Genomic DNA, 26,632 nt, shown 5'->3' with positions numbered 1-26,632 from the left:
GGATTTCTGATCACGATCGTCTTTCATCATCAGCCAGATCGGGCATACAGTCGCTGCTGTCACCCCTGCTCCAACGGTAGAGCCCATGCCCAGTCAACAACAAAAAAACGTCTCCCCTGCCCTCGAGCAGCTCATCCAGCGCGCCGGCCTGCCAGGCCCCACGCTCAGCGAAGCCCAGGCGCATGCCTTGCTGCAGATGCACTACGGCGTTGCCGGTGGGTTGTCGGCATTGGGCAGTCAGCAGGACCTGAACTTCCGGGTCGACACGGCTGGAGGGCAGTTCGTGCTCAAGGCCTGTCATGACAGCTACGCCAAGGTGGAGCTGGAGGCGCAGCATGCCGCCCTCGCCTACCTGCGTGAGCACGGCCTGTCGGTGCCCGCAGTACGTGCGGCGCACAGCGGCGAAAACTTGCTGGCCGTGGAGGTTGATGGCCAACCGCTGCGGGTACGCCTGCTCGACTACATTGACGGTCAACCGTTGACGCGTCTGAAGCACATGCCAGCGCAGGTGATGGCCGAAATGGGCAGGCTGTGCGCGCGGCTCGACAGCGCCCTGGCCGATTTCGACCACCCCGGCCTTGCGCGCACCCTGCAGTGGGACCCGCAACACGCCCAGGCGTTGATCCAGCATCTGCTGCCCGTCCTGCACAACACCGAGCAACGCGTCCGCATCGAACACGCCACCCGCGTCGCCGACGAACACCTCGCACCGCTGGTTGATCGGCTGCCAAGCCAGGCCGTGCACCTGGACATTACCGACGACAACACCGTCTGGGCCCGTGATGGCGAGCGCCAGTGGCAGTTGCAAGGGGTGATCGACTTCGGCGACCTGCTGCGCACGTGGCGCATCGCCGACCTGTCGGTGACCTGCGCGGCGCTGCTGCATCACGCCGAAGGCGACCCGCTGCGGATCCTGCCGGCGATCAGCGCCTACCAGGCGCTCAACCCGCTGACCGACGCCGAGCTGCGTGCGTTGTGGCCTCTGGTACTGAACCGCGCGGCAGTGCTGGTGCTGAGCAGTGCGCAGCAACTGGCCGTGGACCCGGGCAACCAGTACACCCGCGACAACGTCGCCCATGAGTGGGAAATCTTCGATACCGCCACCGCCGTGCCTTTCGCGCTAATGCAAGCGGCCATCCTGCAAGCTGCCGGCCTGCAGCCCGCCACGCCAGACCTGACCGGCTGCGCGCCGCTGCTGCCCGAACTTGCGGGGCAACCGGTGACGCGCGTGGACCTCGGCGTGCTCAGCGAGCATTGTGAAGCGGGCAACTGGGAGCAACCCGGCTTCGACCAACGTCTATTAACCCTGCACCCTGCCCCGGCCTGCAGCCTGCACGGGCAGTATCGCCTGTCGCAAACCCATATCGACCGCCCCGACGAACCCGCCACCTGCGCCCTTGGCGTCGAGCTGCATGTGTCCAACGGCAGCCCGGTGCAAGCGCCGGCAGCCGGCACCTGGCAGCACCGCGGCGACGGCCGGGGCTGCCTGCGCACCCCGCATTGGGCTTTGTGGCTGCAAGGCCTGGAAGACGCACCGGCAGACGGCCAGGCCGTGGAAAAGGGCCAGTTCCTGGGCAGCAGCTGCGGCTTCCTCAGCGTGCAGTTGTGCCTGGACAATGGCATCCATCCGCCGCGCTTCGCCACGCCTTCACAAGCCGCCGCCTGGCTGGCCCTGTGCCCGTCACCGGCCGCCCTGCTGGGCTTCGATTGCGATGCCGAGCCGCTACCCGATCCGCAAGCGCTGCTGGCCCGCCGCGATGCCAGCTTCGCCCGCTCGCAGAAGCACTACTACGCGCAACCGCCGCACATTGAACGTGGCTGGCGCAACTACCTGATCGACATGCAGGGCCGTTCCTATCTGGACATGCTCAACAACGTCGCGGTGCTGGGCCATGGCCATCCACGCATGGTTGCCGAGTCGGCGCGGCAATGGTCGCTGCTGAACACCAACTCGCGCTTCCATTACGCAGCAATCACCGAATTCTCCGAGCGCCTGCTGGACCTGGCCCCCGAAGGTTTCGACCGGGTGTTCATGGTCAACAGCGGCACCGAGGCCAACGACCTGGCGATTCGTCTGGCCTGGGCCTACAGTGGCGGGCGCGATCTGCTCAGTGTGCTGGAGGCCTACCACGGCTGGTCGGTGGCCACCGATGCCATCTCCACGTCGATCGCCGACAACCCGCAAGCCCTGGAAACCCGCCCAGACTGGGTACACCCGGTCGAAGCACCGAACACCTTCCGCGGCCGCTTCCGCGGGGCCGACAGCGCCGCCGACTACCTGCAAGACGTCGACGCCAAGCTGGCTGACCTCGACGCCCGTGGCCGTCAGCTGGCGGGCATCATCTGCGAACCGGTGTACGGCAATGCCGGCGGTATCTCGCTGCCCGCAGGCTACCTGCGCGCAGCCTATGCCAAAGTCCGCGCCCGCGGCGGGGTGTGCATCGCCGACGAAGTGCAGGTGGGCTATGGCCGCCTGGGCGAGTACTTCTGGGGCTTCGAGGAACAGGGCGTGGTGCCGGACATCATTACCATGGCCAAGGGCATGGGTAACGGCCAGCCACTGGGCGTGGTCATCACCCGTCGCGAAATCGCCGAGGCGCTGGAGGCCGAGGGCTACTTCTTCTCCTCGGCCGGTGGCAGCCCGGTCAGTTGCCGCATCGGCATGGCGGTGCTGGATGTCATGCAGGAGGAAGGCCTGTGGGACAACGCCCGTGACACCGGGCGCTACTTCAAGGCACGCCTGCAGGCGCTGGTCGACAAGCACCCGCTGGCCGGAGCGGCACATGGTTCGGGCTTCTACCTGGGGCTGGAACTGGTGCGCGACCGCACCACCCTGGAGCCGGCCACCGAAGAAACCATGATGCTGTGCGATCGCCTGCGTGACCTGGGCATCTTCATGCAGCCGACCGGCGACTACCTGAACATCCTCAAGATCAAGCCACCGATGTGCACCAGCCGGGCGAGCGTGGACTACTTTGTCGATTGTATTGATCAGGTACTGGGTGAAGGGCTGTAGGGATTGTGAAGCTGGCCGATGAGTGTTCATACTTTTCGGCCACAACGCTCCCGTCAGCAGGTTTTCGACAATGGCCTTTACCAGCGACTCCCTGGCGATTTTCCTCGCGGTGCTCGATGCCGGCTCGTTCTCCGCCGCCGCCCGCAAGCTGGGCCGTGTGCCTTCAGCCGTGAGCATGGCAATCGCCCAACTGGAAGCGGAACTGGACCTGCCCCTGTTCGACCGGGCCACGCGCAAAGCCTTGCCCACCAACGCCGCCCTGGCGCTGGAACCTCAGGCCAGGCAGGTCATCTGCCAACTCAACCTGCTGGATGCCCAGGCCCTGCAATTGCACAAAGGCCTGGAAAAGCGCCTGACCATCGCCATGGCGCCCGAGTTGCAGACCGGCCGCTGGAGCCAGCCGCTGGAAATCCTCGCCCAGGCATTTCCCAGCCTGGAAGTCGAGGTACGTTCGGCCACCCAGACCGAGGCCATTCGCCTGCTGCATGACGGCAGTGTGCAATTGGCATTGGTGTTCGAACGGCCCGGCATCGATGAGCGCGAATCCTTCCTCGAAGCCGGCAGCCAACTGCTGGTGGCCGTTGCCTCACCGCGCCATCCGGCCGGGCAGAACAGCGGTACGCCATTGCCTGAAGAGGCCTTTGCCGAACAACGGCAGATCATCGTGGCTTCGGGCAAGGCCACCGGATCGGACCCACGCATGGTGCTGTCCCGGCGCATCTGGCTGACCGACAGCTACCTGGCCACGCTGGACCTGGTGCAGTCCGGGCTGGGCTGGGCCTACCTGCCGCAGCCATTGGTCGAACCGCTGATTGCCTCGGGCGCGCTGGCCGAGGTGCGCTTCGACAACATGGCCAGCCGCCTGCGCTTGTGGGTAGACATCATCTGGATCAAGTCGCGCCCGTTGGGCCTGGGCGCGCGACGCTACCTGGAAGTCATGCGCCAGCTGTTCGAGAAGGAGCCCCCCAGGGCCTGACACCCTTGCGCACGTCCAGGCCCTGCAGGCGATCGCCTTTGGGAGGGTTATGCTGTCGGCGCTACCAGCCTGTAGCCAACCCCCGCCTCGGTAATGATGAACCGCGGCGCCGTGGGGTCATCGCCCAGCTTCTGTCGCAGATGCCCGACCACGATGCGCAGGTAGTGGGTATCCTCCGCATGGGTCGGCCCCCAGATATCCTTGAGCAGCTGCTGCTGGGTAATCACCCGCCCGGGGTGCCCGGCCAACAGCGCCAGCAAAGCATACTCCTTGCGTGTCAATGCCACCTCAACACCCTCGAGCGTCACCCGGCGGAAGGCAAAATCCACCGTCAGCGGCCCAAAGCTGGCCGCCACTTCCGAGCCGCCGGCTTGGGGCACCTGGCGCAGCAACGCCCGCACGCGCGCGAGAAACTCCTGGATACCGAACGGCTTGGTCACATAGTCATTGGCACCACCATCCAGCGCATCGACCTTCTGCACTTCACTGGCACGCACCGACAACACCATCACCGGCACTGCACTCCATTCGCGCAACTCACGCAGTACCTGCTGGCCGTCCATGTCCGGCAGCCCCAGGTCGAGCACCACCAGGTCCGGCTTGCCCAATGCCGCCTGGGCCAACCCTTCGGTACCGGTGGCGGCCTCCAGCACCTTGTAGCCTTGCGAGGCCAGGCTGATACGCAGGAACTTGCGGATCTGCGGTTCATCGTCGATGACCAACAGGGTGGCGGACTGGCTCATGGGGTTTCGCTTTCGGCTTCAGGTTGAGGAGGCAGCGGCAAGCATAGAGTGATGCTGGTGCCTTGGCCATCAATGCCTTCGCCCACCAGAATCTGCCCGCCATGGGCACCGATCATGCCCTGGCAGATCGCCAGGCCCAGCCCGGTACCCTGCCCGCCGCGGTCGCCACGGGCGGCGGTGTAGAACATGTCGAAGATTTTTTCGCGGTCATCTTCGGGAATGCCGGGGCCCTGGTCGCTGACGGTCAAGCGCAGCTGGTCGTCATGCACCGCCACCTGCAGCTCAAGCCGACCATTGGCCGGCGAAAAGCGTGCGGCGTTTTCCAGCACGTTGACCAGTGCCTGCTCGATCAACGCCGCATGCACGAACAGCAATGGCAGCTCGGCCGGCACGTCCGTGTGCACACGCAGCGGCGCCAGCACCACCCGCAGGCGGTTGAGCGCACTGCCGACGATATCCGCCGGGGCCACCCAGTCGCGGGCCAGCTTGAGGCCGCCATGGCCCAGGCGGGTCATGTCCAGCAGGTTCTGGATGTAGCGATCGAGGCGTTCGGCTTCGTTACGGGTGCCCTCCAGCAGCTCGCGGCGGTCTTCAGCCGGGATCGCATCGCCCAACGCCAACAGGCTGTCGATGCTGCCACGCATGGCGGTCAACGGCGTGCGCAAGTCATGGGATACCGAAGCCAGCAGGGCGCTGCGCAGTTGCTCGGTTTCGCCGTGCAGGCGTGCGGCTTCCAGCTGTTCGGCCAGGCGTGCGCGGGCCAGGGCCTGGGCCAGGGGCTGGCCTAGGGCGGTGAGCAGGCGCCGCCGTGGGTCGCTAAGCGGCTGCCCGTTGCGCGGGCGCACACCCAGCAGCGCCAGCGGCTGATCGTCCACCGCCAATGGCCACCACCACCAGCGGCCATTAGGCAGGGTATCGCTGCCGTGGCCGGCGGCCTGCCCGTGCTGCCAGGCCCAATCGGCAGCCGCCCGTTCGGTGTCGCTGAAGGTGCAGGCTTCCCCGCTGGCCACTTGCAACTGGCCTTCGGCGTTGCGCTCCAGCAAGCACACCTGGGCGTCCTGCCAGCCGTCCAGGTGCTGGCCGGCAGCCTTGAATATGGCTTGGCGGTCGGTGGCTACCGTCAACCGGCGAGACAGGTCGAGCAACTGGCTGGTCTGCGCCTGGGTCTCGCGCAGCGCCTGCAACTGGCGACGCTGGCGCGCGGCCAGGTTGCCGGTGAGCGCAGCCATCAACAGAAAGAACACCAGTGTCAGCACGTCTTCTTCGCGCTGGATGGTGAACGAGAAGTTGGGCGGTATGAACAGGAAGTCATAGGCCAGGAACGACAGCGCGGCGCAAGCCAGCGCAGGTCCCAGGCTACTGCGCACTGCGACCAGCAACACCGCCGCCAGGAACACCAGCGAGATATTGGGCAGCGCCAGCACACTGGCCACCGCCCAGGCCAGACCCGCAGCCATCACGGTGGCCAGCAGCGCCAGCAGGTAATGACGCCACACCCACACCCGCCGCACGGCTGAACGCGGCGCTGGCGGCTGCACGTCGCGGTCCAGCACGTTGATTTCCAGGCCACGGCTTTCGCGCAGCAGCCGCGCCGCCACACCCGCGCCGAACAAACGCCGACGCAGGCGGTTGCGGGACTGCCCGACCAGCACCAGGCTGGCCCGCCGTTCGACAGCATGCTGGATCAGCGTACGGGCCACTTCGCCAGCACGCAGCAGCACCACCTCCCCGCCCAGTCGCTCGGCCAGTTGCTGCGCGGCTTGCAAACGATGCCGTGCGGTTTCGTCACGCAGGCGGCCGTTGTCCACATGCACCAGGCTCCACGGCAGGTGGCGGCGCTGGGCCACGCGGCTGGCATGGCGCACCAGGCGTTCGGCCTGGTCATCACCGTCTATGCCCACCAGCAACCGGCCGCGCAAGGCCGGCGCCTCCTGGCCGCGCTGACGATAGCCGTGGGCCAGGTCGGCATCGACCTGAGCAGCGGCGGTCTGCATGGCCAGCTCGCGCAGGGCGGTGAGGTTGGTTTGCGAAAAGTACGCATCGATGGCCGCCCTAGCCTGCTCGGGCACGTACACCTTGCCTTCACGCAGGCGTTCGAGCAGCTCTCGCGGAGGCAGGTCGATCAGCACCAGCTCGAACGCTTCCTGCAGCACCCAGTCCGGCAGGGTCTCGCGCACTTGCACGCCGGTAATGTCACGGACCTTGTCGTTGAGGCTTTCCAGGTGCTGGACGTTGACCGTGGTGTACACGTCGATGCCTGCGGCCAAGAGTTCTTGCACGTCCTGCCAGCGTTTGGCGTGGCGGCTGCCGGGGGCGTTCGTGTGGGCCAGTTCGTCCACCAGGGCCAAGGCCGGTGCGGCACGCAACAGGCCGTCAAGGTCCATTTCCTCGAGGGTGACGCCACGGTACTGGCTACGCAGCAAGGGCTGCTGATGCAGCCCTCCGAGCAACGCTTCGGTTTCGGCGCGGCCATGGGTTTCGACCACCCCGGCCAACACCTGCACGCCCTGGCGTTGCTGGGCGTGTGCAGCCTGGAGCATGGCGAAGGTCTTGCCGACGCCGGGGGCAGCGCCAAGGAACACCTTCAGCCGGCCCCGGCCGGTGCGTGGGAGGTTGGCCAACAGCGCATCGGCGCGGGCGGAGTCACTCATGTTTCATCCTTTGCTTTTTCCAGCAGTCGGCCACTTCAGGGAAAGCCCCCTTAACGTGTAGGAGCGGGNTACGTCAGTGGCACCACCACCGCATTCGCGGGTAAACCCGCTTCTACAGGCTTCCTGCCAGCGCTTCGATTACCTGACAATGGCGAGCTTTTCCAAGGCCTGGTTCAACGCCAGCACGTTGACCACCGGCGGGCCGATCAATGGGTGGAGGGTGGCCTGTTCCAGCAAGGCTTGCAAGCGCTCGACCGGCAGCTGCCGTGCCGCCGCCACCCGCGGGATCTGATAAGCCAAGGCCTCCGGTGGCAAGTGCGGGTCCAGGCCGCTGCCCGAGGTGGTCAGCAGCGCCTGCGGCACTGGCCCCTGCTGCGCCTGATACAACGTGGCCGCATCGCCCTTTACCCGCTCAGCCAGCGCCGGGTTGCTCGGCGACAGGTTGCTGGCGCCGCTGGCCACGGTCGCGTAGGCACCTGCCGAGGGCCGCGAGTGGAACCAGCCATCGCCCTGGAAGTCCTGGGCGATCAATGCCGAACCCCGCACCTGGCCTTGCGCATCGCGTACCAGGCTACCGTTGGCCTGGTTCGGGAAAGCGACTTGGGCAATACCGGTCACCGCCAGCGGATACAGGGCGCCCGTCACCAGGGTCATCAACAAAGCCAGGCTCAATGCCGGGCGTAGATAAGCAGTCATGGCGGCCTCCTCAGACCAGGTTCAGGGCGTTGAGCAGCAGGTCGATCAGCTTGATCCCGGCAAACGGCACCACAATGCCACCCAGCCCGTAGATCAGCAGGTTGCGCCGCAACAGGTGCGCCGCACTGGCCGCCTGTACGCGCACCCCACGCAGCGCCAGCGGGATCAGCACGATGATGATCAGCGCGTTGAACACGATCGCCGACAGGATGGCGCTCTGCGGGCTGGCCAGTTGCATCAGGTTGAGCACACCCAGTTGCGGGTAGATGGCAGCGAACAGCGCCGGCAGGATGGCGAAGTATTTGGCCACGTCGTTGGCAATGGAGAACGTTGTCAACGCACCGCGGGTGACCAGCAGCTCCTTGCCGACCTGGACTACGTCCAGCAGCTTGGTCGGGTCGCTGTCCAGGTCGACCATGTTGGCGGCCTCCCGCGCAGCCTGAGTGCCGTCGTTCATGGCCATGCCTACGTCAGCCTGGGCCAGTGCCGGGGCGTCGTTGGCACCGTCGCCACACATGGCAACCAGGCGGCCGTCATTCTGCTCCTGGCGAATACGCGCCAGCTTCTTCTCGGGCGTGGCCTCGGCCAGCACGTCATCTACCCCCGCTTCGGCGGCGATGGCGGCCGCAGTCAACGGGTTGTCGCCGGTTACCATCACCGTGCGGATGCCCAGCTTGCGCAGCTCGGCGAAGCGCTCGCGGATGCCAGGCTTGACCACGTCCTTGAGGTGGATCACACCCAGCAAGCGCTTGTCGACGCACACCAGCAACGGGGTGCCACCACTCTGCGCGATGCGTTCGACTTCACGGGCCAGCGCCGCCGGCATTTCCAGGCGTTGCATACCGACGAAGGCCAGCACCGCATCGACGGCGCCCTTGCGGTACCGGTGCTGCTGGAAGTCGATGCCCGACAGGCGTGTCTCGGCACTGAACGCCACCGCCTCGAACTGCCCGGCAGGCGGGTCGACAAAGTCGTGCAACTGGCGCAGGTATTCGACAATCGATTTGCCTTCAGCGGTGTCGTCGGCCAGCGACGCCAGCAAGGCGCCCTCCCCCAGTTCCTTGGCGGTAATGCCCGGTGCAGCATGCAGTGCGCTGCAGCGGCGGTTACCGAAGGTGATGGTGCCGGTCTTGTCGAGCATCAGCGTATGCACGTCCCCGGCCGCCTCGACGGCGCGGCCCGAGCGGGCAATGACATTCAGCCGTACCAGCCTGTCCATGCCGGCGATACCGATGGCCGACAGCAGGCCGCCGATGGTAGTCGGGATCAGCGTCACCAGCAGCGCGGCCAGGAAGATCAGCGGCAGGCTGCCACCCACGAAGTGGGCGAACGGCTGCAAGGTCACCACCACGATCAGGAAAATCAGGGTCAGGCCGATCAGCAGGATGTCGAGGGCGATTTCGTTCGGGGTCTTCTGCCGCTTGGCCCCTTCAACCAGGGCGATCATGCGGTCCAGGGTCGACTCGCCCGGGTTGCTGGTGATGCGGACAAGCAGCCAGTCGGAGACCAGCCGCGTATTGCCGGTCACCGCCGAGCGGTCGCCACCTGATTCGCGTATGACCGGCGCGGACTCGCCGGTAATGGCCGCCTCGTTGACGGCCGCAATGCCTTCAATCACCTCGCCGTCGCCGGGGATCATTTCGCCGGCGACCACGCGTACCACGTCGTCCTTGCGCAGCGCGCTGGCAGCTACCGTCTCGTAGCGGCCATCACGCAGACGACGCTGGGCGGTCAGGCCCTGGCTGCCGGCCTTGAGGCTGTCGGCGCGGGCCTTGCCACGGCCTTCGGCCAACGCCTCGGCGAAGTTGGCGAACAACACGGTGAACCACAGCCACAGGGCAATCTGCACCGCAACGCCGGTGCTCACGCCGCCGCCGGGGGCGAAACACAGCACGGTGGTCAGCACCGCGGTCAGGGCCACCACCAGCATTACCGGGGAGCGTTTGAGCTGACGCGGGTCGAGCTTGACGAACGCCTGCACCAGCGCCGGGCGCCACAGCGCGGCGAAGCGGGTCTGGTCCTTGGCATTGTGCCGGCTATTCACTTCAGGAATGGGCATGTTCATGATCGGTCCTCAAAAACCCAGGCTAAGGTGTTCGGCGATTGGCCCAAGGGCCAGGGTCGGCAGGAAGGTCAGGCCACCGACCAGCAGGATGGTCACCAGCAGCAAGCCGGTGAACAGCGGGCCGTGAGTCGGGAAGCTGTTCTGCCCCAGCGGCGCGCTTTTTTTCGCCGCCAGGCTGCCGGCCAACGCCAGTATCGGCAGGATGTAGCCGAAGCGGCCGATGAGCATGGCCAGGCCGATCATCAGGTTGTGGTACACGGTGTTGGCGCCAAACCCGGCAAAGGCCGAGCCGTTGTTGGCCGAGCCCGAGGTATAGGCGTACAGCAACTGGCTGAAACCATGCGCCCCCGGGTTGGTGACCGCCCCGGCCGGGCCGGGCAGGCTGGCGGCGATGGCGCCAAGTACCAGCACGCCGACCGGCATCACCAGCAGGGTTGCCACCAGAAGCTGCACTTCACGGGCCTGCAGCTTCTTGCCCAGGTATTCCGGGGTACGGCCAATCATCAGCCCGGCCAGGAACACCGCGATAAGGACGAACAGCAGCATGCCGTAGAGGCCCGCGCCGACGCCGCCGAATATCACCTCGCCGACCATCATGTTGACCATCGCCACCATACCGGTCAGCGGGTTCAGACTGTCGTGCATGGCGTTGACCGAACCGTTGGAGGCGGCGGTGGTGGTGACCGCCCACAGCACCGAACCGGTGGTGCCGAAGCGGCTTTCCTTGCCCTCCAGGGGGGCGGTCTGCTGCACCTGCGTGCTGTCCAGGGCCGGGTTTGGCTGGTGCTCGGACCACAGCGCCGTGCTACCGCCGATCAGGAACAGGGCAAGCATGCAGGCGAGGATGGCGCGGCTCTGACGCAGGTCCTTCACGTAGTGACCGAAGGTGAACACCAACGCCACCGGAATGAGGATGATCGATGCCACCTCGAACAGGTTGCTCCAGGCCGTTGGGTTCTCGAACGGGTGCGCCGAGTTGACGCCGAAGAAGCCACCGCCATTGGTACCCAATTGCTTGATGGCGATCTGGCTGGCGGCCGGCCCCAGCGGAATGGTCTGGTCGGCACCTTGCAAGGTCAGCGCGTGGGCGTAGTCGGCAAAGGTCTGCGGTACGCCCTGCCATACCAGCAACAGCGCCAGCAGCAAGCACAGCGGCAACAGGCCGTAGAGGGTGGCACGGGTCATGTCGACCCAGAAGTTGCCCAGCGTCGTCGCGCTGCGCCGGGCGATACCGCGGCACAGGGCAACCAGCACGGCCAGGCCGGTGGCAGGGCTGACAAAGTTCTGCACGGTCAGGCCAAGCATCTGGCTCAGGTAGCTGACCGACGCCTCACCGCTGTAGGCCTGCCAGTTGGTGTTGGTAACGAAACTGACGGCGGTGTTGAACGCCAGCGACCATTCCTGGCCAGGCAGGTGCTGTGGGTTGAGTGGCAGGTGGCCCTGCAACAGCAGCACGCTGAACAGCAGCAGGAAGCCGACCAGGTTGAACGCCAGCAGGGCCAGGGTGTATTGCCGCCAGTTCTGCTCCTGGCTGGCGTTCACACCCGCCAGCCGGTAACAGCCCTGCTCGACCGGCCCCATCACAGGCGTCAGCCAGGTACGCTGGCCTTCCATGACCTTGAAGTAGAACCGCCCGAGCCAGGGTGCTGGTAGCAGCACAATGGCAAAGAATGCCAGGAGCAAGGCGAAATCGTAACTGTGCATGGCCGCTCCCTAGCTGCGATCGGCGCGCAGCAGCGCCACCAGCAGATAAAACGCCAATGCCACTGCCAGCAGCAGTGACAGCCCGTCGAGCATGTTCATGTGTGGTTCTCCCCGTGTTACGGCTTGGGCCGCTTTGGGGAAATTGTCCGAGGGAGGGGCGTAAAGGGGCGAGATCGGGGGATGGGGGTGGGGATAAAGAATGCGTAAAGATCAGCGTTGTGGTTTGCCTGTAACGGCCTCTTCGCGGGCTCGCCCGTTCCCACGGGCACTGCACAGCCTTAACGGCCTGTGTGGTACCTGTGGGAGCGGGCAAGCCCGCAAAAGGGCCGACGCAGGCTTACTGTTGTGGCGGCTGCGCCGCGTTACGGCTCCAGTCCAGCAGGAGGCTGTAGCCCACCGCCAGCAAGGTCGGCCCGATGAACAGGCCAATGAAGCCGAAGGCAAGCAAGCCGCCGAACACGCCCAGCAGCACGATCACCAGCGGCAGGTTGCCCCCACGGCTGATCAGGTACGGTTTGAGCACGTTGTCCACGCCACTGATGACGAAGGTGCCCCAGACGCCCAGGAACACCGCCATGCCGTATTCGCCCTTCCACACCAGCCAAGCGGTGGCCGGGATCCAGGCCAGTGGCGGCCCCATGGGGATCAGGCTGAGCATGAAGGTCACCAACCCCAGCACGATCGCCCCGGGCACCCCGGCGATCAGGAAGCCGATCAATGCCAGCAGGGCCTGCGCGGCCGCCGTGCCGATCACCCCGTTGACCACCCGCTGCACGGTAGCGGCTACCAGGTCCAGGTAATACTCGGCGCGTTCGCCCACCAGCCGGTGCAGCAAGCGCAGCACGAATGCCGCCAAGCGTGGCCCGTCGCGGTAGAAGAAGAACACGAACACCAGGCTCAGGGTCAGTTCCAGCACGCCGCTGCCGATCTGCGCGCTGCGCGCCAGCAACCAGTTGCCCACCTGCCCAAAGTAAGGCTTGATCGAGGTAAGCAAGGCTGCGCCTTGCTGGTCCAGCGATTGCCAACCGTTGACCAGACGCTCGCCAACGAATGGAATGCCACCCAGCCAGGCCGGTGCATCGGGCAGGCCGTCGACCTGCACGTCACGCACGAACGCCGTAGCGTCGCGAATGTGATCGGCCAGGTTGAACCCCAGCCACACCAGCGGCAGTGCCACGATCAGGATCCAGGCCATGGTCAGCAGGCCGGCTGCCAGCGTCTCACGACCGCCCAGCAGACGCGTAAGGAAGCGCATCAACGGCCAGCTGGCAAAGGCCAGGATGGCCCCCCACAGCAATGCCGATATGAACGGTGCCATCACCCACAGGCCGGCACCTAGCAACGCCACCAGCAGAATCTGGACCAGCAGGCGATCATTGTTAACCATGAGGGTGCTCGTTCAAGGGATCAGTTCAAGGTGCAGGCCGTCTGTAGGCGCGCTGCCGACTTCAAGACGGCGATCGCGCACCCCGGCCTTGACCAGCGCCTCGCGCCAGGCCTCAGCCTGGGCGCCACTGAGGCTGACGCGCAAGGTGCTATCAAGGTTCAGGCTGCGGGCCAGCAGGTTTACCCAGGCGTCTTGCGGCGCAGCAAGGTCAGGGTAGTCGAGCTTGCCGGTGTCACGCATTTCGCGCAGCACCGTGGCGGCGGTTGGCAGCAGCACGCCCAGCGGGCTGCCTGCGATGAACTCTTCCACATGCAGATAGGCACGGCGGTTGCCACGGGTAACGCTGTACAGCGCGACCAGGGTGTCGGCCTCGTCTGCCGAGCGGCGTAGCAGGATGAACGCCTGCTGCTCGTCGCCTCCGTTGAGGCGGGCATTGGCGAACACATCATTGGCCCACAGGCTGGCCTCACCGCAATCACGTCCCTGACACCAGAACAACGGGTAGCCACCCTCGCGCACAAGTGCTTCGCGGGCACTGGTGAAGGCCTCGCGTGCAGTCCGCTCGACGGGCAATTCGTAGGTTACCGAGCTGACCTGACCGCGGCTTTCGACTTTGTCATCGACCCGCAGGCGGCCACTGATCTTGCGTAGCGGGCCCATCGGGTAGACCCGCTCCTGTTCCGTCGCCGGGCGTTGATCGACCACCTTGGCGTCCTGCGGGACCGGCAGGACGCCGGACCACGACACGGGGGTGGCGAGCACCAGACAGGCAGCCAAGGCAGTGCGAATGGAAACGGGTACGCTCATTGGCGAACCAGGCGGCGCTCAGCGCCGAATTGAAGCTCCAGGATGTCTGGCAGTTGCATGGTTGTCTCCCTGTTCAACCCGCCAAGCCTCGACACTTGTCCGGTGCAAGTCAAGCAAAGCCAAAGAAGCGATTGATACAGTCTGCAACAAGGGCCGCGCCCTGCGCATCGTTCAGGTGCAGGTGATGGCCGCCGGGTAGTGTCACCTGTTCAAAGGGTAGCTGCTCCAGCAACCCGGTGTGGCGCGCCAGCATACCGTCGGCGGCCACCACCAAGAGCGCCGGGCAACTCACCCGCCGCACATAGGCCATGGCCTGGGCCTCGCTCAGGCGCACCGGCGAGGGCAGGGTCAGCCGGCTGTCGCTGCGCCAGCTGTAGCCACCGGGCACCGGCATCAGGCCACGTTGAGCCAGCAGCTCGGCCGCTTCACGGCTGACCGCGACCATGCCTTTCATCCGGGCTTGCACCCCTGCTTCCAATGTCGCATACACCGACTTGCGCTTGCCATCCAGCCGCAACTGGGCTTGCAGTGCCATCCCTAAGCGCTCACCTGCGTCCTGCTCGGCGCCAGTCGGCGGGATCACGCCGTCGATTAGCGCCAGGTGACTGACCCGATCGGGCAATGCACCGGCCAGTTGCACCGAAATGATCGCGCCCAGCGAATGCCCCAGCAGGGCGAAACGCGGCCAACCCAGTTGCTCGGCCACGCGCAGCACGTCATGGGCATAGTCGGCCAGGGCATAACCGGCGCCAAGCGGGCGGTGCTCCGAATAACCATGGCCGGCCAGGTCCAGGGCGACGAGGCGTAGACCTTTCAGTTGCGGTGCCAGGCGGGCAAAGCTGTTGGCATTGTCCAGCCAGCCATGCAGGGCAATCACCGGCAGCCCGTCTTCGGGGCCGAACAGGTGTGCAGCCAGTTCGATATGGCCCAGGCTCAGACGAATTTCCTCAACGTGTGCGCTCATGCCTGGCTCCAGCGGTCGAACAGGCCCTTGATCAGGCTGGCAGTGTCGGCCGGGCGCTCCAGCGGGAACATGTGCCCACCCGGTACACTGTGGTATTCACCTTTGGGCATACTGCGCACAGCCAAGGTGTGGTGGCGACGAATGACGTTGCTCCGGTTGCCGCGCACCATGGCCAGCGGCACCTGCAACTGGCGCGCGGGGGCGGGGCTGGTATGCGGGATGCTGCGGTAGATGCTGATTTCAGTAGCAGGGTCGAAGCGCAACTGCAGCCCTTGTTCCACCACCTGCAGGCCATGTTCTACATAAGCGTCGAGGCAATCGGGATCGAAATGGCGGAACAGTGATTTGCCAGCGAAATAGTCCCGGGCGCTGTCGCGGTCATTGAACGTTTCGCGACGCCCCAGGGTACGCCCGGCCGGTGTGATGCGGTCAATGAAACCAAAGCGCTTGGCTGTACGCAGCAGCCATTGATCAGCGCGGGTGAGCACCGGGGAGTCGAGCATCACCAGCCCCCGGTAGTACTCGGGGCAGCGCAATGCCGCGTGCAGGTGCAACACGCCACCCAGCGAATGGCCGACGCCCCAGACCGGCTGGTCCTGCTGCGCCAGGTGATGCAACAATTCATCGACCAGGCTTTGCCAGTTTTCGTCCACGGGAAAGCGCGGGTCATGCCCGTGCTGGGCCAGGTGCTGCACCTGATAGTCCGGCGCCAGCGCTGCAAACAGCTTGCCGTAGGTGGCCGATGGGAAACCGTTGGCATGGGCGAAGAAGATCTGCTGCGACATGGCGCCTGGTCCGGACCGGAATGATGGCCCATTGTCGGCATCGCGGGGCGGTTCGGCAATGTCCATAAAGGTCATCGGCGAGGGGGATCAGGTCATGCCGAGCGGTCGAAACTGCTCAGCGACCGACGCAGGCAGGCCTGCATATAGGCCACTTGGCTCTCCAGCGCCTCGCGGGCCAGACGCTGGTCCTGGTAGTCCAGTTGCAGGCGGCGCAAGGCCAGACAACTGGTTTGCAGCAGGTGCGAGACCCGCAGGCAGGCGTCCTGCAGCGTCCGCAGGTCCTGCTCGCATTGTTGCCTCGCAACAGGGTCCAGCCCAGGGTTGTCGTTCACCTTGCGCATCAGGTGGTAAAGCTTGGCATCGGCCGATTCACGCAGCAGGCTGTATTGGGCGAAATCCAGCGAAGTACCTTGGTCAACCTGTTCCAGGGTGGGTTGCAGGTCCAGGGAGCGCAACAGCTCCAGCATTTCACCCCTCATTCGCCGTTCCCTGATGTTTGCCATGTGGCAACGCTAACAAGCGGTGGTGAAGTGCGACAACTGACAAAAATGCCAGTTGCCTTATCGCTCTTTACCCATGCCAGCATGCAGACGCGAGCGAAACAGTGGCCTGCACAAGCCATGGGAAGTTCACGCGGGTGAGTGGATGGCCCGAAGCGTCATCAACCCGGCCAGCGGCCACTCCCCTTCCAGTTCTGCCAGGCTGGCAGTGCTCATGGCTGCCGGCTGTTGCCTGTGGCCGTGCTCCAGCGCACCGACCAAGGTGCCTACCAGCGGCTGGTGGCTGACCAGCAGCACATGCTCAAGCCCCAGGCGCTCGATTTCGCCGATGACCTGCTGTACATCACCCTCGGGCGTCAGCCAGGGCACGGTGCGCACCGGTTCGGCGAAGCCCAGGGTGTCATGCACCAGCGCGGCGGTCTGCTGGGCGCGTACGTAAGGGCTGGCGACAATCGCCTGCAATGGCTGCCCGATCAGGTAAGCCGCACTGTGCAGCACCTGCTCGCGACCATGGGCCGTCAACCGGCGCTCGGCATCTGTCTTGGCCCGCGGCTCAGCTTCACCGTGGCGCAGCACCCACAGCTTCACAGCTTGGGTTCCTCGTCACGCACCGGATGCGCGGCCGGTGCCACGGCGTGCGCAGCTTCACCTTCCGGCGCACGCGGGGCCGGCCAGTCTGCGAACGGCCATGGCTTCTGGTCGCTGTGGAAACTGCCGAAGCGACCGATCTGTGCCAGGTACTGGCTCAGGCTGTCGCCGAAGTTCATCAGGCTGGCGCTGGGCGCGCCATACACCAGTCGGTAGATCAGCTGTACCAGCACCAGGCCACCCAACAGCAACTCGGCCAGTTGCCAGACCACCAGGAACACCAGCATCCACAGCACCCGCAGGATGATCGACTCGCGCTGGGCGCGTTCGGGCGTATCGTTCATGTGTTGCTCCTTGCTCGTGTCAGAGCCGCCAAGGGCTCAGTTGAAACCGCTGATGGAAATGAAATCGACATCGGTCTTGGGCTCGGCGCGCATCAGGTGCTCGATCACCTGGTTCAGCGTGCGGCCTTCGAACAGGATGGCATGCAGGCCGGCCACCAGCGGCATGTACACCTGCACTTGCTGGGCTTTGGTCTTGAGCACCTTGAGCGTGTTGACACCTTCGGCCACTTCGCCCAGGCGGCTGACTGCCTCTTCCAGGCTTTGACCCTGCCCCAGTGCGTAGCCAACCTGATAGTTGCGGCTCTTGGGCGAGGAGCAGGTGACGATCAGGTCACCGACACCGGCCAGGCCGAGGAAGGTCATGGGGTTGGCGCCCTGGCTGACGGCGAAACGGGTCATCTCGGCCAAGGCCCGGGTAATCAGCATGCTCTTGGTGTTCTCGCCCATCCCCAAGGCCACAGCCATGCCGGCGATGATCGCGTAGACGTTCTTCAATGCACCGCCCAGTTCGACGCCGAAACGGTCGGCACTGGCGTAGACGCGGAAGGTACGCCCGTGCAGCACGGCCTGTACCTGCTGGCACAGATCTTCGTGCTCACTGGCCACCACTGTGGCAGTCAGTGCATGTTCGGCGATTTCGCGCGCCAGGTTGGGCCCTGACAAAACGCCGATGCGCGCCTCGGGGGCGATTTCTTCGAGGATCTGGCTCATCAGCTTGAAGCTTTGCGCTTCGATGCCCTTGGTCAGGCTGACCAGGCCTTTGCCGCGCAGCAGCTCGGCATGCGGTGCCAGCACGCTGCGCAAGGCACTCGATGGCAGGGCAACGAAGATCAGCTCGCTGGCCTGCAGGGTGGCCAGCAAGTCGTTGACCGGCTCAACCCCATCGTGCAGGCGGATACCCTTGAGGTAGCGCGGATTCTCGCGATTCACACGCATGGCCTCGGCCTGCGCCGGGTCGCGCATCCATTGACGCACCGGCACACCGTTTTCCGCCAGCAGGTTCGCCACGGCGGTGCCGAAGCTACCGCCGCCCAGAACCGCAACAGGTTGCTGTTCAGTCATATCCAATCCATTAAAGCCAAAAGTTAAGTGGCGACCCCGCCATTATACGGCTCGCCTGCCATGCGCCAAGGTCAGCAACGCAGATCACACTGTCATGGCCACGTTGCAACAAATGCAGGCGCGAGCGTGCTCGCGATGCACCGCGCCGGCGGCGCTCGATTTCCGCCCCCACGAAAGCGTCAAGACAGGCACGCTGCAAAACCGCTGCAGATCACTGGAAAATACGCCAAGGTCAGTTACCATGCCTGTTTCAATCCTGAAACAAAGGCCGCTCCGTGTTCCCTGGCACGCCACCGTACCCGCGCCTGCTGTTATTGACCGCCCTGCTCGGCGGCCAGGCTGCGGCCGACGACCTGTTCATCGACACCCCCGACCTGCCACAGGTTCTGACCGCCACACGCCTGAAACAATCCCCCGCCGCTGTCCCGGGCAGCATGACCGTACTCGACAGCGAACTGATTCGCGCCAGCGGTGCCCGTGACATCCCCGAACTGCTGCGCCTGGTACCGGGCATGATGATCGGCTACGGTGCCGGCAATCAACCCACGGTCAACTACCACGGCAGCAACGTCAACGACGCACGGCGCATGCAGGTACTGATCGATGGCCGTTCGGTGTACCGCGCAGGCCTGGCCACGGTGGACTGGAGCGACATCCCCTTGGCCATGGAGGACATCGAGCGCATCGAGGTGTTCCGCGGCCCGAACACCGTCAGCTATGGCGCCAACGCGCTGATGGCAGTGGTCAACATCCTCACCCGCAACCCCGCCGACAGCCATGGTACACGGCTGAAAGTGACGCGCGGCCAGGACGGCATCAACGACTTCTATGCCAGCCACGGCTTCGGCTGGGACGGTGGCGACATGCGCCTGTCGCTGTCGGGCCAACAGGACGACGGCTTCGATGAGAACCAGTTTGGCCAGGACTACCGCGACAGCCGCCGCCTGACCCGCTTCAACCTCAGCGCCAACCACAACCTGGCGGTCGACCAGACCCTGGAGTGGCAACTGGCGGCCAAGGAAGGCAGCAATCAGCGGCCCTACACCTACCAGCCGGTGTTCCAGCAGTACGAGTCCGGGAACAATGCCGACGTCAACGCCAAGGACTATGCGGGCTCGTTGCGCTGGACCAAAGACTTCAGCGCTGAACACAGCCTTTATATCCAGGGCTCAGCCCAGCATTTTGATCGCCAGCAAGTGTGGCGCGCCTGTGATGCCTTGCAGTCGTTCAGCCCCGAACTGACCCAGCTCTGGCAGATGAACCCCGACTTCGCCGAAAAAGTAGCGCGCGGTATTGCGACCGGCGCCCCCCTTTCCACTGACGACCCAGCCCTGATAGGCCTTCTGCAGAAAGTGCAGCAGCAATGGGAGCAGGGAGGGCGGGAGCAGGTCTGCGGCGATGTGGACCAGAGCACCCGTGAAACCCGCTATGACCTGGAAATCCAGGACACCCTGAGCCTGACTGATAGCCTGCGTCTGCTCAGTGGCATGAACTACCGCTATGATCGCGCCGACTCGCAGACCTACTTCAACGGCAGCATCGACGACCAGACCTGGCGCCTGTTCGGCCAGCTGGAATGGCGGGCCGACGAGCACTGGATATTGCAGGGTGGCGCCATGTTCGAAGACTCGCGCCTGTCAGGCAGTTCGCTGACCCCACGCGTCGCGGTCAACTACCTGATCACCCCACGCCACGGCCTGCGTGCGGTGTACTCCGAAGCGGTGCGCTCGCCCGACATGTTCGAGAACAACGTCAACTGGAGTTACACGGTCAAGAACCTCACCCCCAATTCATTCGGCCTGCAAAACGGTGAGTACTTCGTCAAGACCCGTGGCCCTGGCGACCTTGAACAGGAGCGCATGCGCTCGCGCGAGCTGGGCTACAACGGCTACTTCAGCGACATCGACCTGAGCCTGGATGTGAAGCTGTTCTACGACGAGATCACCGGCATGATCAGCGAGCCGCTGAGGAACAACCAGTACATCGCCAGCAACGCCAACAAGGCCCGTTTCAGCGGCAGCGAGGCGCAAATGGACTGGCGCCCCACCCTGCGCGACCGCCTGCGCCTGACCTATGCTTACGTCGATGCCTGGGCCAGTAACCCCGACGACCGTCGCCTTAGCGCCCGCAACAGCGGCTCGGCCGGGTGGATGCGCGAATGGGGTGCCGGCTGGTCGAGCGCGCTGTTCTATTACGGTGACGATGCCCTCAACCAGTACCGCTACGAGCGTCTGGACCTGCGCCTGGCCAAGCGTTTTCGGGTGTATGGCAGCAACCTGGAGCTGGCGGCGCTGTGGCAGCAGCGCCTGGACGATGAACCGACCTCGGCCCTGCAGAACCGCTACGACAGCCGTCACCGCCTGAGCGTGAGCGCGGAGCTGGAGTTCTGATGGCCCTGCTGCTGCGCCTGCTGCTGCTCTGCCTGTGGCCGTTGGGGCCTTTGTCCGCCAGCGAAGTCCTGCTGGTTGGGGCTGAGGACCAGCCCGGTGTACGCAGCTTCATCGCCGCTCTGGAAAGCCGCCGGCCACACGATCATGTGCAGTTTCGCACCACCACCGAACTGCCGCGCCCGGGCAAGCTCAAAGCCGACCAACGCCTGATCCTGCTCGACAACGCAGCACTGGAATGGCGCCTGGGAGAAACCGTCGGCCCACCGGCGCTGGTCATGCGGGTCAGCCGGGTACAGGCTGAACAGCGCCTGGGAAAGTCGCGCCCCGCGTTCCTCACACTGTTGTGGAGCGACGCACCGTTGGGACGGCAACTGCGCCTGGCACGCTACTTGTTGCCGCAGGCCAGGCGCGTTGGCGTGCTGTACGGCGAGCACAGCAGCTTTCTGCTGGAGGAACTGCGCCATGCTGCACGGCCGCTAGGCCTGGAGATCGTGGCCCAGGACTGGTCCGACCCGCGTGACAACCGGCCGCTGCAGCACCTGCTGGGCAACAGCGATGTGCTACTGGGCCTGGACGACCCTGACTTGTACAACTCCAAGACCGCAAAGAACCTGCTGTTGAGCAGTTATGGCCGGCAGATGGCACTGATCGGCCCGAACGCCGGCTTCGTTCGCGCCGGCGCCCTGGCCAGTACCTACAGCGACCAGGACGACTGGCTGTGGGTGCTCGACCAGTTGCTCGACCAGCCGCCGACACGCTGGCCGCGCAGCCTGTACCCAGTGCGCTACGGGGTCAGTGGCAACCAGCAGGTGGCCCGGGCCCTGGGTCTTGAACCGATCGATCAGAACGCCGCCGTCAAGGCCCTGGCCGAGGGAGAACCCACCCCATGAGCAAACGCTTGAGCTGGGACATTCATACCCGCACGCAGATCATCAGTCTCGGCCCCGCCCTGCTGCTGACCTTGCTCCTGATCAGTTTCTTTACCTTCGTACGCATCCAGGACCTGCGCCAGGAACTCAACCACACCGGGCAACTGATCGCCAACCAGTTGGCACCGGCGTCGGAGTATGGGGTGATTTCGGGCAACAACGAAGTGCTTGAAGGGCTGATGCGTGCCACCCTCAGCATCCCGCACGTACGCTTTCTGGAAGTGCAGGACAGCCGCAACCACATCCTGGTGTACGTCGAGCAGTCCGACGAAAGTGCCAACCGCGCGCAACGGGTCGAAGTGTTCCAGGCGCCCATTCGCCTGCAGCAAATCCGCCTGGACAACGACTTCCTGCAACAGGGCAAAGCCACCACCCCGGCCATCGGTGACGACTACCTGGGCCGCGTGATCGTCGGCATGTCCGATGACGCCTTCAGTCAGCGCCAGCAGGAAATCGTGATCAAGGCGGGGATCCTGGCGTTGTTCGCCCTGCTGTTCACCTTCTTGCTGGCACGCCGCCTGGCCCTGAGCCTGGCCAAGCCGATCAGCGACATGGGCCATGCGGTCAAGGCAATTCAGCAAGGCAAGTACAACACCCCCTTGCCGGTCGTCGACGACAGCGAGCTGGGCCACTTGGCCCGCCACATCAACAACCTGGCCAGCGCCCTGGAACAGGCCAGTGCCGAACAGAAGCAGGCCATTGCCGAACTGATCCAGGCCCGCGAGGAGGCCGAACAGGCCAACCGCGCCAAATCGGATTTCCTGGCGATGATGAGCCATGAGTTGCGCACCCCGATGAATGGCGTGCTGGGCATGCTGCAACTGCTGGAAACCACGCCGCTGAGCAATGAACAGGCCGATTACACGGCAGTGGCCAGCGAGTCCACCGGGCACTTGCTGAAGGTCATCAACGACATCCTCGATTTTTCGCGCATCGAACGCGCCGCGCTGCAGCTGGAGCACATCGACTTCAACCTGGGCGAGCTGATCACCAGCAGTGTCCAGTCGTTCCAGCACAGCGCCCAGCAACGCGGCCTGGGCCTGCACCTGCAACTGCCGGCCGGCATCGAGCAGTTGCAGGTGAACGGCGACCCCACGCGCATCCGCCAGATCCTGCTGAACCTGGTGGGCAACGCCCTGAAGTTCACCGAACGTGGCCAGGTGCAGGTCGACGCACGCTGGCAGGTGCTCGACCGGCAGCTGATCTGGCTGACCTGCAGCGTGCGCGACACCGGCATCGGCATCGACAGCGACCGCCTGGAAATGATGTTCGTCGCCTTCCAGCAGGCCGACAGCTCGATTTCCCGTCGTTATGGCGGTACCGGGCTGGGGCTGTCGATTGCTCGTACCTTGGCCGAACGCATGGGCGGCAAGCTCCGCGGTGAAAGCCGTGAGGGCCTGGGTTCGACCTTTACCCTGGAGATGCCGCTGACCCTCGCCACCCCTGCCCCCGTCCCGTTGACGCCGCCAACGGCCGCACAAACGACGGTGCCGGACAATGATCAGGTACTGCTGGTGGAGGACAATCCGGTCAACCGGAGCGTCGTGGAAGCCATGCTGCGCAGCCTGGGGCTGGCAGTATGCACGGCAGAAGATGGCCTTGAAGCCGTCGAGCGGGTCGGCCGGCAGCGCTTTGCTGCCGTGCTGATGGATTGCCGCCTGCCTCACCTGGACGGCTATGAAGCCACCCGACGCATCCGCCAGTTGCCCAACGGCGCCGGGCTACCGATCATCGCCCTGACCGCCAACGCGTTGCAGGGCGACCGCGAACGTTGCATGGCCGCCGGTATGGACGATTACCTGAGCAAACCCTTGCGCCGTACCGAATTGCAGCGGGTGCTGCAGCGCTGGTTACCCGGTCAGACAACCGCGACTGGCGATAAATGCTAAAGTGCGGCAGTCTTAAACACTGGACAGGACCTTCATCGGACCTGAAAATAGACGTTTCAGTGCACACCTGTACTTCTTTCACCAGGTGCGCTGTGACTTTCACCACAACGCAATAGTCTACCTGTAGGCTGCCGTCTCGAAGCGCTTGGTTTTCGGGCCGGCCGGGAAGATTCATCCCCTGCCGCAGGGGGTTATTGAGGAGCTCGCATGACCAAACAACACGCCTTTACTCGGGAAGACCTGCTGCGCTGCAGTCGCGGTGAGCTGTTCGGCCCAGGTAATGCGCAACTGCCCGCGCCGAACATGCTGATGGTCGATCGCATCACCCATATCAGCGAAGAAGGCGGCAAGTACGGCAAAGGTGAATTGGTCGCCGAGCTGGATATCAACCCGGACCTGTGGTTCTTCGCCTGCCATTTCGAAGGCGATCCGGTCATGCCGGGCTGCCTGGGCCTCGACGCCATGTGGCAGCTGGTTGGCTTCTTCCTCGGCTGGCAGGGCCTGCCGGGCCGTGGCCGCGCCCTGGGTTCGGGCGAGGTGAAATTCTTTGGCCAGGTACTGCCTGAAGCCAAGAAAGTCACGTACAACATTCACATCAAGCGCGTCCTGAAGGGCAAGCTGAACATGGCCATCGCCGATGGTTCGGTCAGCGTCGACGGCCGCGAGATCTACACTGCCGAAGGCCTGCGGGTCGGCGTGTTCACCTCCACTGACAATTTCTAAGGGTTATTCGCATGCGCCGCGTCGTTATCACTGGTCTGGGCATCGTATCGTGCCTGGGCAATGACAAAGCTACCGTCACCGAAAACCTGCGCAACAGCCGTCCGGGTATCCGTTTCAACCCGGAATACAAGGAAATGGGGCTGCGTAGCCAGGTTTCCGGGTCCATCGACCTCAACCTCGAAGAACTGATCGACCGCAAGGTTTACCGCTTCGTCGGCCATGCGGCTGCCTACGCCTACCTGGCCATGCAGGACGCGATCAAGGACGCCGGCCTGACCGAAGAGCAGGTTTCCAGCCCGCGTACCGGCCTGGTGGCCGGTTCCGGTGGCGCCTCGACCCTGAACCAGATGGAAGCGCTGGACACCCTGCGTGAGAAAGGCGTCAAGCGCGTCGGCCCATACCGCGTTACCCGCACCATGGGCAGCACCGTGTCGGCATGCCTGGCCACCCCGTTCAAGATCAAGGGCATCAACTACTCGATCTCGTCGGCCTGTGCCACCTCGGCTCACTGCATCGGTACCGCACTGGAGCAGATCCAGTGGGGCAAGCAGGACATCGTCTTCGCCGGTGGTGGTGAAGAAGAGCACTGGAGCCAGTCGTTCCTGTTCGATGCCATGGGCGCCCTGTCGACCAAGCGCAACGAAACCCCGGAACTGGCCTCGCGCGCCTACGACGCTGACCGTGATGGTTTCGTCATCGCTGGCGGTGGCGGCATGGTCGTGGTCGAGGAACTGGAACACGCCCTGGCCCGCGGCGCCAAGATCTACGCCGAAATCGTTGGCTACGGTGCGACTTCCGACGGCTACGACATGGTTGCACCGAGCGGCGAAGGCGCCATCCGCTGCATGCAGCAGGCGCTGTCCACTGTCGACACCCCGATCGACTACCTGAACACCCACGGTACCTCGACCCCGGTCGGTGACGTGGCCGAGATCAAGGGCGTGCGTGCCGTGTTCGGCGACAAGGCGCCGAAGATCAGCTCTACCAAGAGCCTGTCGGGTCACTCGCTGGGCGCTGCCGGCGTGCACGAGGCGATCTACTGCCTGCTGATGATGGAAAACAACTTCATCGCCGGCTCTGCCAACATCGACGAGCTGGATCCGGAAGTCGCCGACTTGCCAATCCTGCGTAAAACCGAAGAAAACGCCAAGATCGACACGGTCATGAGCAACAGCTTCGGCTTCGGCGGCACCAACGCCACCCTGGTGCTCAAGCGCTGGGAAGGCAAGTAAGACGCTGCTGCTGTCAATGAAAACGCCCCGACTGGTTCGGGGCGTTTTTGTTTGTGTTGCCTGTGCTGGCCTCTTCGCGGGTAAACCCACCACACAAGCCTTCAGCGCTGNGAGCGGGTTTACCCGCGAAGAGGCCCGCACAGGTCACTGCTGTACCTTGGGCAACACCGCCAGAAAATTCTCCCGGGCCACCTTGTGCGCCACTGCCTCCGGCAAGGCATCCAGAAACGGCTTGAACCCGTGCATCTGTTCCCCCAGGCTGCCGAACCGCCCCACCACATCCGACCCCAGCATGAATCGCTCCGGGTACTTCTCGACCAGCGTCAGCCATGCCTTGCGCGGCACGCCCTGCTCATCCAGCAAATACGGCTGCAGCACACTCCACGACAAATCGACATACAGGTTCGGGTAGTCCTCCAGCAATCGCGTCAGTACCGGCAGTAGAAAGTCCATCTGCGTCTGATGGCGATGTATCTCCATGCTGCTGCCCGCATGCGCCCAGATGAATCGCGTATGCGGATGGTTGCGCAGCGGCTCTTCGATCTCCGCCAGGTAGAGCGGGTTGCGCTCGCGCTTGGAGGTGATGTTGGAATGCAGCAGCACGGGCAGGTCGCGCTCGGCCGCCAGGTGGTAGATACGCGTCATGGCTTCATTATTGGCACGTGGCGTGTCGCCACTGGTCAGCGCTGTCAGGTCATCATGTCGGGTGAACACCTCGCCGATGCCCTGCCACAACCCCGGGTACAAATCGAGCATGCGCTCGATATGGCTGACCGCATTCTTGTCCACCGGGTTGAAACCACTTAGGAACGGGTGGAACCGCTTGCGCTGCTCACTTGGCAATTGCTGCAGCGCCGCCGCCACGTAAGTGTCGGTGGCGCTGTACCAATAGGCGTCGGCGTCATCACCGGCGTAGTAGCGCGGGCGCTTGGGCTCGTCTTCGTGCCATTTCTTGGCCACGGGTATGCCTGAAATCATCGACTGCTCAACCCCTGCGGCATCCATGGCCTTGATCAGCGCCGGCATGCCTTCACTTTCCTGGAAGAAGTCCACGTAGTGCAAGTGGGCATCACTGTAGCGGTACTCGCGCGCCTGGGCCGCCTGGCACAGCCAGCCGAACAACAGCACACAAGCCAGCGCTCTGGCGGTCATGGTCATCTTCCTCATGCAAGTACGAACCC

At 64.6% G+C, this 26,632-nt stretch carries 22 protein-coding genes; 7 read left to right on the top strand and 15 right to left on the bottom strand.

Annotated elements, in window-relative coordinates; translation table 11 throughout:
• Nucleotides 1–85 precede the first annotated feature (85 nt).
• Complete coding sequence (locus ACTJJN_RS02775; RefSeq protein ID WP_012051755.1) at nt 86–3,016, top strand: aminotransferase; 2,931 nt, start codon at nt 86–88, stop codon at nt 3,014–3,016.
• A gap of 70 nt (nt 3,017–3,086) precedes the next feature.
• Nucleotides 3,087–3,992, top strand: a complete 906-nt coding sequence (locus tag ACTJJN_RS02770; RefSeq protein ID WP_012051754.1) for a LysR family transcriptional regulator — start codon at nt 3,087–3,089, stop codon at nt 3,990–3,992.
• Nucleotides 3,993–4,039: 47 nt separating this feature from the next.
• Here the strand turns inward: ACTJJN_RS02770 and ACTJJN_RS02765 are convergent, their stop codons facing one another.
• The 14 genes from ACTJJN_RS02765 to ACTJJN_RS02700 form a co-directional block, all read right to left on the bottom strand.
• Nucleotides 4,040–4,735 carry a response regulator gene (locus tag ACTJJN_RS02765; protein ID WP_392493379.1) on the bottom strand — a complete coding sequence of 232 codons (696 nt, stop codon included), beginning with the start codon at nt 4,733–4,735 and terminating at the stop codon, nt 4,040–4,042.
• Nucleotides 4,732–7,386, bottom strand: coding sequence for an ATP-binding protein (locus ACTJJN_RS02760; RefSeq protein ID WP_440780908.1), 2,655 nt, complete (start codon nt 7,384–7,386; stop codon nt 4,732–4,734). The genes ACTJJN_RS02765 and ACTJJN_RS02760 overlap by 4 nt, the downstream gene beginning before the upstream one ends.
• A gap of 138 nt (nt 7,387–7,524) precedes the next feature.
• Entirely contained in the window at nt 7,525–8,082 is a 558-nt protein-coding gene (gene kdpC, locus ACTJJN_RS02755; RefSeq protein ID WP_003251480.1) for a potassium-transporting ATPase subunit KdpC, read from the bottom strand.
• Nucleotides 8,083–8,092: 10 nt separating this feature from the next.
• Nucleotides 8,093–10,147, bottom strand: coding sequence for a potassium-transporting ATPase subunit KdpB (gene kdpB / locus ACTJJN_RS02750; protein WP_012051751.1), 2,055 nt, complete (start codon nt 10,145–10,147; stop codon nt 8,093–8,095).
• Nucleotides 10,148–10,156: 9 nt separating this feature from the next.
• Nucleotides 10,157–11,851 carry a potassium-transporting ATPase subunit KdpA gene (gene kdpA / locus ACTJJN_RS02745; RefSeq protein WP_324736932.1) on the bottom strand — a complete coding sequence of 565 codons (1,695 nt, stop codon included), beginning with the start codon at nt 11,849–11,851 and terminating at the stop codon, nt 10,157–10,159.
• A 9-nt stretch (nt 11,852–11,860) separates the two neighbouring features.
• Nucleotides 11,861–11,950, bottom strand: a complete 90-nt coding sequence (kdpF, locus tag ACTJJN_RS02740) for a K(+)-transporting ATPase subunit F (RefSeq protein ID WP_003251485.1) — start codon at nt 11,948–11,950, stop codon at nt 11,861–11,863.
• Nucleotides 11,951–12,188: 238 nt separating this feature from the next.
• Entirely contained in the window at nt 12,189–13,238 is a 1,050-nt protein-coding gene (locus ACTJJN_RS02735) for an AI-2E family transporter (protein ID WP_003251487.1), read from the bottom strand.
• Between the two features lie 12 nt (nt 13,239–13,250).
• Entirely contained in the window at nt 13,251–14,045 is a 795-nt protein-coding gene (locus tag ACTJJN_RS02730; RefSeq protein WP_440780907.1) for a DUF4892 domain-containing protein, read from the bottom strand.
• A gap of 109 nt (nt 14,046–14,154) precedes the next feature.
• Nucleotides 14,155–15,009, bottom strand: a complete 855-nt coding sequence (locus ACTJJN_RS02725; protein ID WP_003251491.1) for an alpha/beta hydrolase — start codon at nt 15,007–15,009, stop codon at nt 14,155–14,157.
• Nucleotides 15,006–15,794, bottom strand: a complete 789-nt coding sequence (locus ACTJJN_RS02720) for an alpha/beta fold hydrolase (RefSeq protein WP_014755900.1) — start codon at nt 15,792–15,794, stop codon at nt 15,006–15,008. The genes ACTJJN_RS02725 and ACTJJN_RS02720 overlap by 4 nt, the downstream gene beginning before the upstream one ends.
• A gap of 92 nt (nt 15,795–15,886) precedes the next feature.
• Nucleotides 15,887–16,261 (bottom strand): hypothetical protein, encoded by a 375-nt coding sequence (locus ACTJJN_RS02715; protein ID WP_017148204.1) that lies wholly within the window; start codon nt 16,259–16,261, stop codon nt 15,887–15,889.
• A 162-nt stretch (nt 16,262–16,423) separates the two neighbouring features.
• Entirely contained in the window at nt 16,424–16,882 is a 459-nt protein-coding gene (gene sixA, locus ACTJJN_RS02710; RefSeq protein ID WP_012051746.1) for a phosphohistidine phosphatase SixA, read from the bottom strand.
• The gene (locus ACTJJN_RS02705) at nt 16,879–17,226 is read right to left on the bottom strand and encodes a DUF4389 domain-containing protein (protein ID WP_003251499.1); all 348 of its coding nucleotides are present in this window, start codon (nt 17,224–17,226) and stop codon (nt 16,879–16,881) included. The genes sixA and ACTJJN_RS02705 overlap by 4 nt, the downstream gene beginning before the upstream one ends.
• A 36-nt stretch (nt 17,227–17,262) precedes the next feature.
• On the bottom strand, nt 17,263–18,288 hold the full coding sequence (locus ACTJJN_RS02700; protein ID WP_014755898.1) for an NAD(P)H-dependent glycerol-3-phosphate dehydrogenase: 1,026 nt from the start codon (nt 18,286–18,288) through the stop codon (nt 17,263–17,265).
• 275 nt (nt 18,289–18,563) lie between these two features.
• Here ACTJJN_RS02700 and ACTJJN_RS02695 point away from each other — a divergent pair, with 275 nt between their 5' ends.
• The 5 genes from ACTJJN_RS02695 to fabB all read left to right on the top strand — a co-directional run bounded on the left by ACTJJN_RS02695 (nt 18,564) and on the right by fabB (nt 25,451).
• Entirely contained in the window at nt 18,564–20,678 is a 2,115-nt protein-coding gene (locus ACTJJN_RS02695) for a TonB-dependent receptor plug domain-containing protein (RefSeq protein ID WP_440780906.1), read from the top strand.
• A complete protein-coding gene (locus tag ACTJJN_RS02690; RefSeq protein ID WP_440780905.1) occupies nt 20,678–21,568 on the top strand; it encodes an ABC transporter substrate-binding protein in 891 nt (296 codons plus the stop codon). Before ACTJJN_RS02695 ends, ACTJJN_RS02690 begins: the two co-directional genes overlap by 1 nt.
• A complete protein-coding gene (locus tag ACTJJN_RS02685; protein ID WP_324736934.1) occupies nt 21,565–23,496 on the top strand; it encodes an ATP-binding protein in 1,932 nt (643 codons plus the stop codon). The genes ACTJJN_RS02690 and ACTJJN_RS02685 overlap by 4 nt, the downstream gene beginning before the upstream one ends.
• 207 nt (nt 23,497–23,703) lie before the next feature.
• Entirely contained in the window at nt 23,704–24,219 is a 516-nt protein-coding gene (gene fabA / locus ACTJJN_RS02680) for a 3-hydroxyacyl-[acyl-carrier-protein] dehydratase FabA (protein ID WP_003251509.1), read from the top strand.
• A gap of 11 nt (nt 24,220–24,230) precedes the next feature.
• Nucleotides 24,231–25,451, top strand: a complete 1,221-nt coding sequence (gene fabB / locus ACTJJN_RS02675; protein WP_012051741.1) for a beta-ketoacyl-ACP synthase I — start codon at nt 24,231–24,233, stop codon at nt 25,449–25,451.
• A 144-nt stretch (nt 25,452–25,595) separates the two neighbouring features.
• On the opposite strand, the gene ACTJJN_RS02670 is transcribed toward fabB, so the two are convergent.
• A complete protein-coding gene (locus ACTJJN_RS02670) occupies nt 25,596–26,603 on the bottom strand; it encodes an amidohydrolase family protein (RefSeq protein ID WP_017148203.1) in 1,008 nt (335 codons plus the stop codon).
• Nucleotides 26,604–26,632: the final 29 nt, after the last annotated feature.

The organism is Pseudomonas sp. 22515 (genome assembly GCF_052044625.1).
GTDB classification, from domain to species: domain Bacteria; phylum Pseudomonadota; class Gammaproteobacteria; order Pseudomonadales; family Pseudomonadaceae; genus Aquipseudomonas; species Aquipseudomonas alloputida.
Note: the sequence above shows the minus strand (reverse complement) of the source record. Positions and strands in the feature narration are given on the sequence as shown.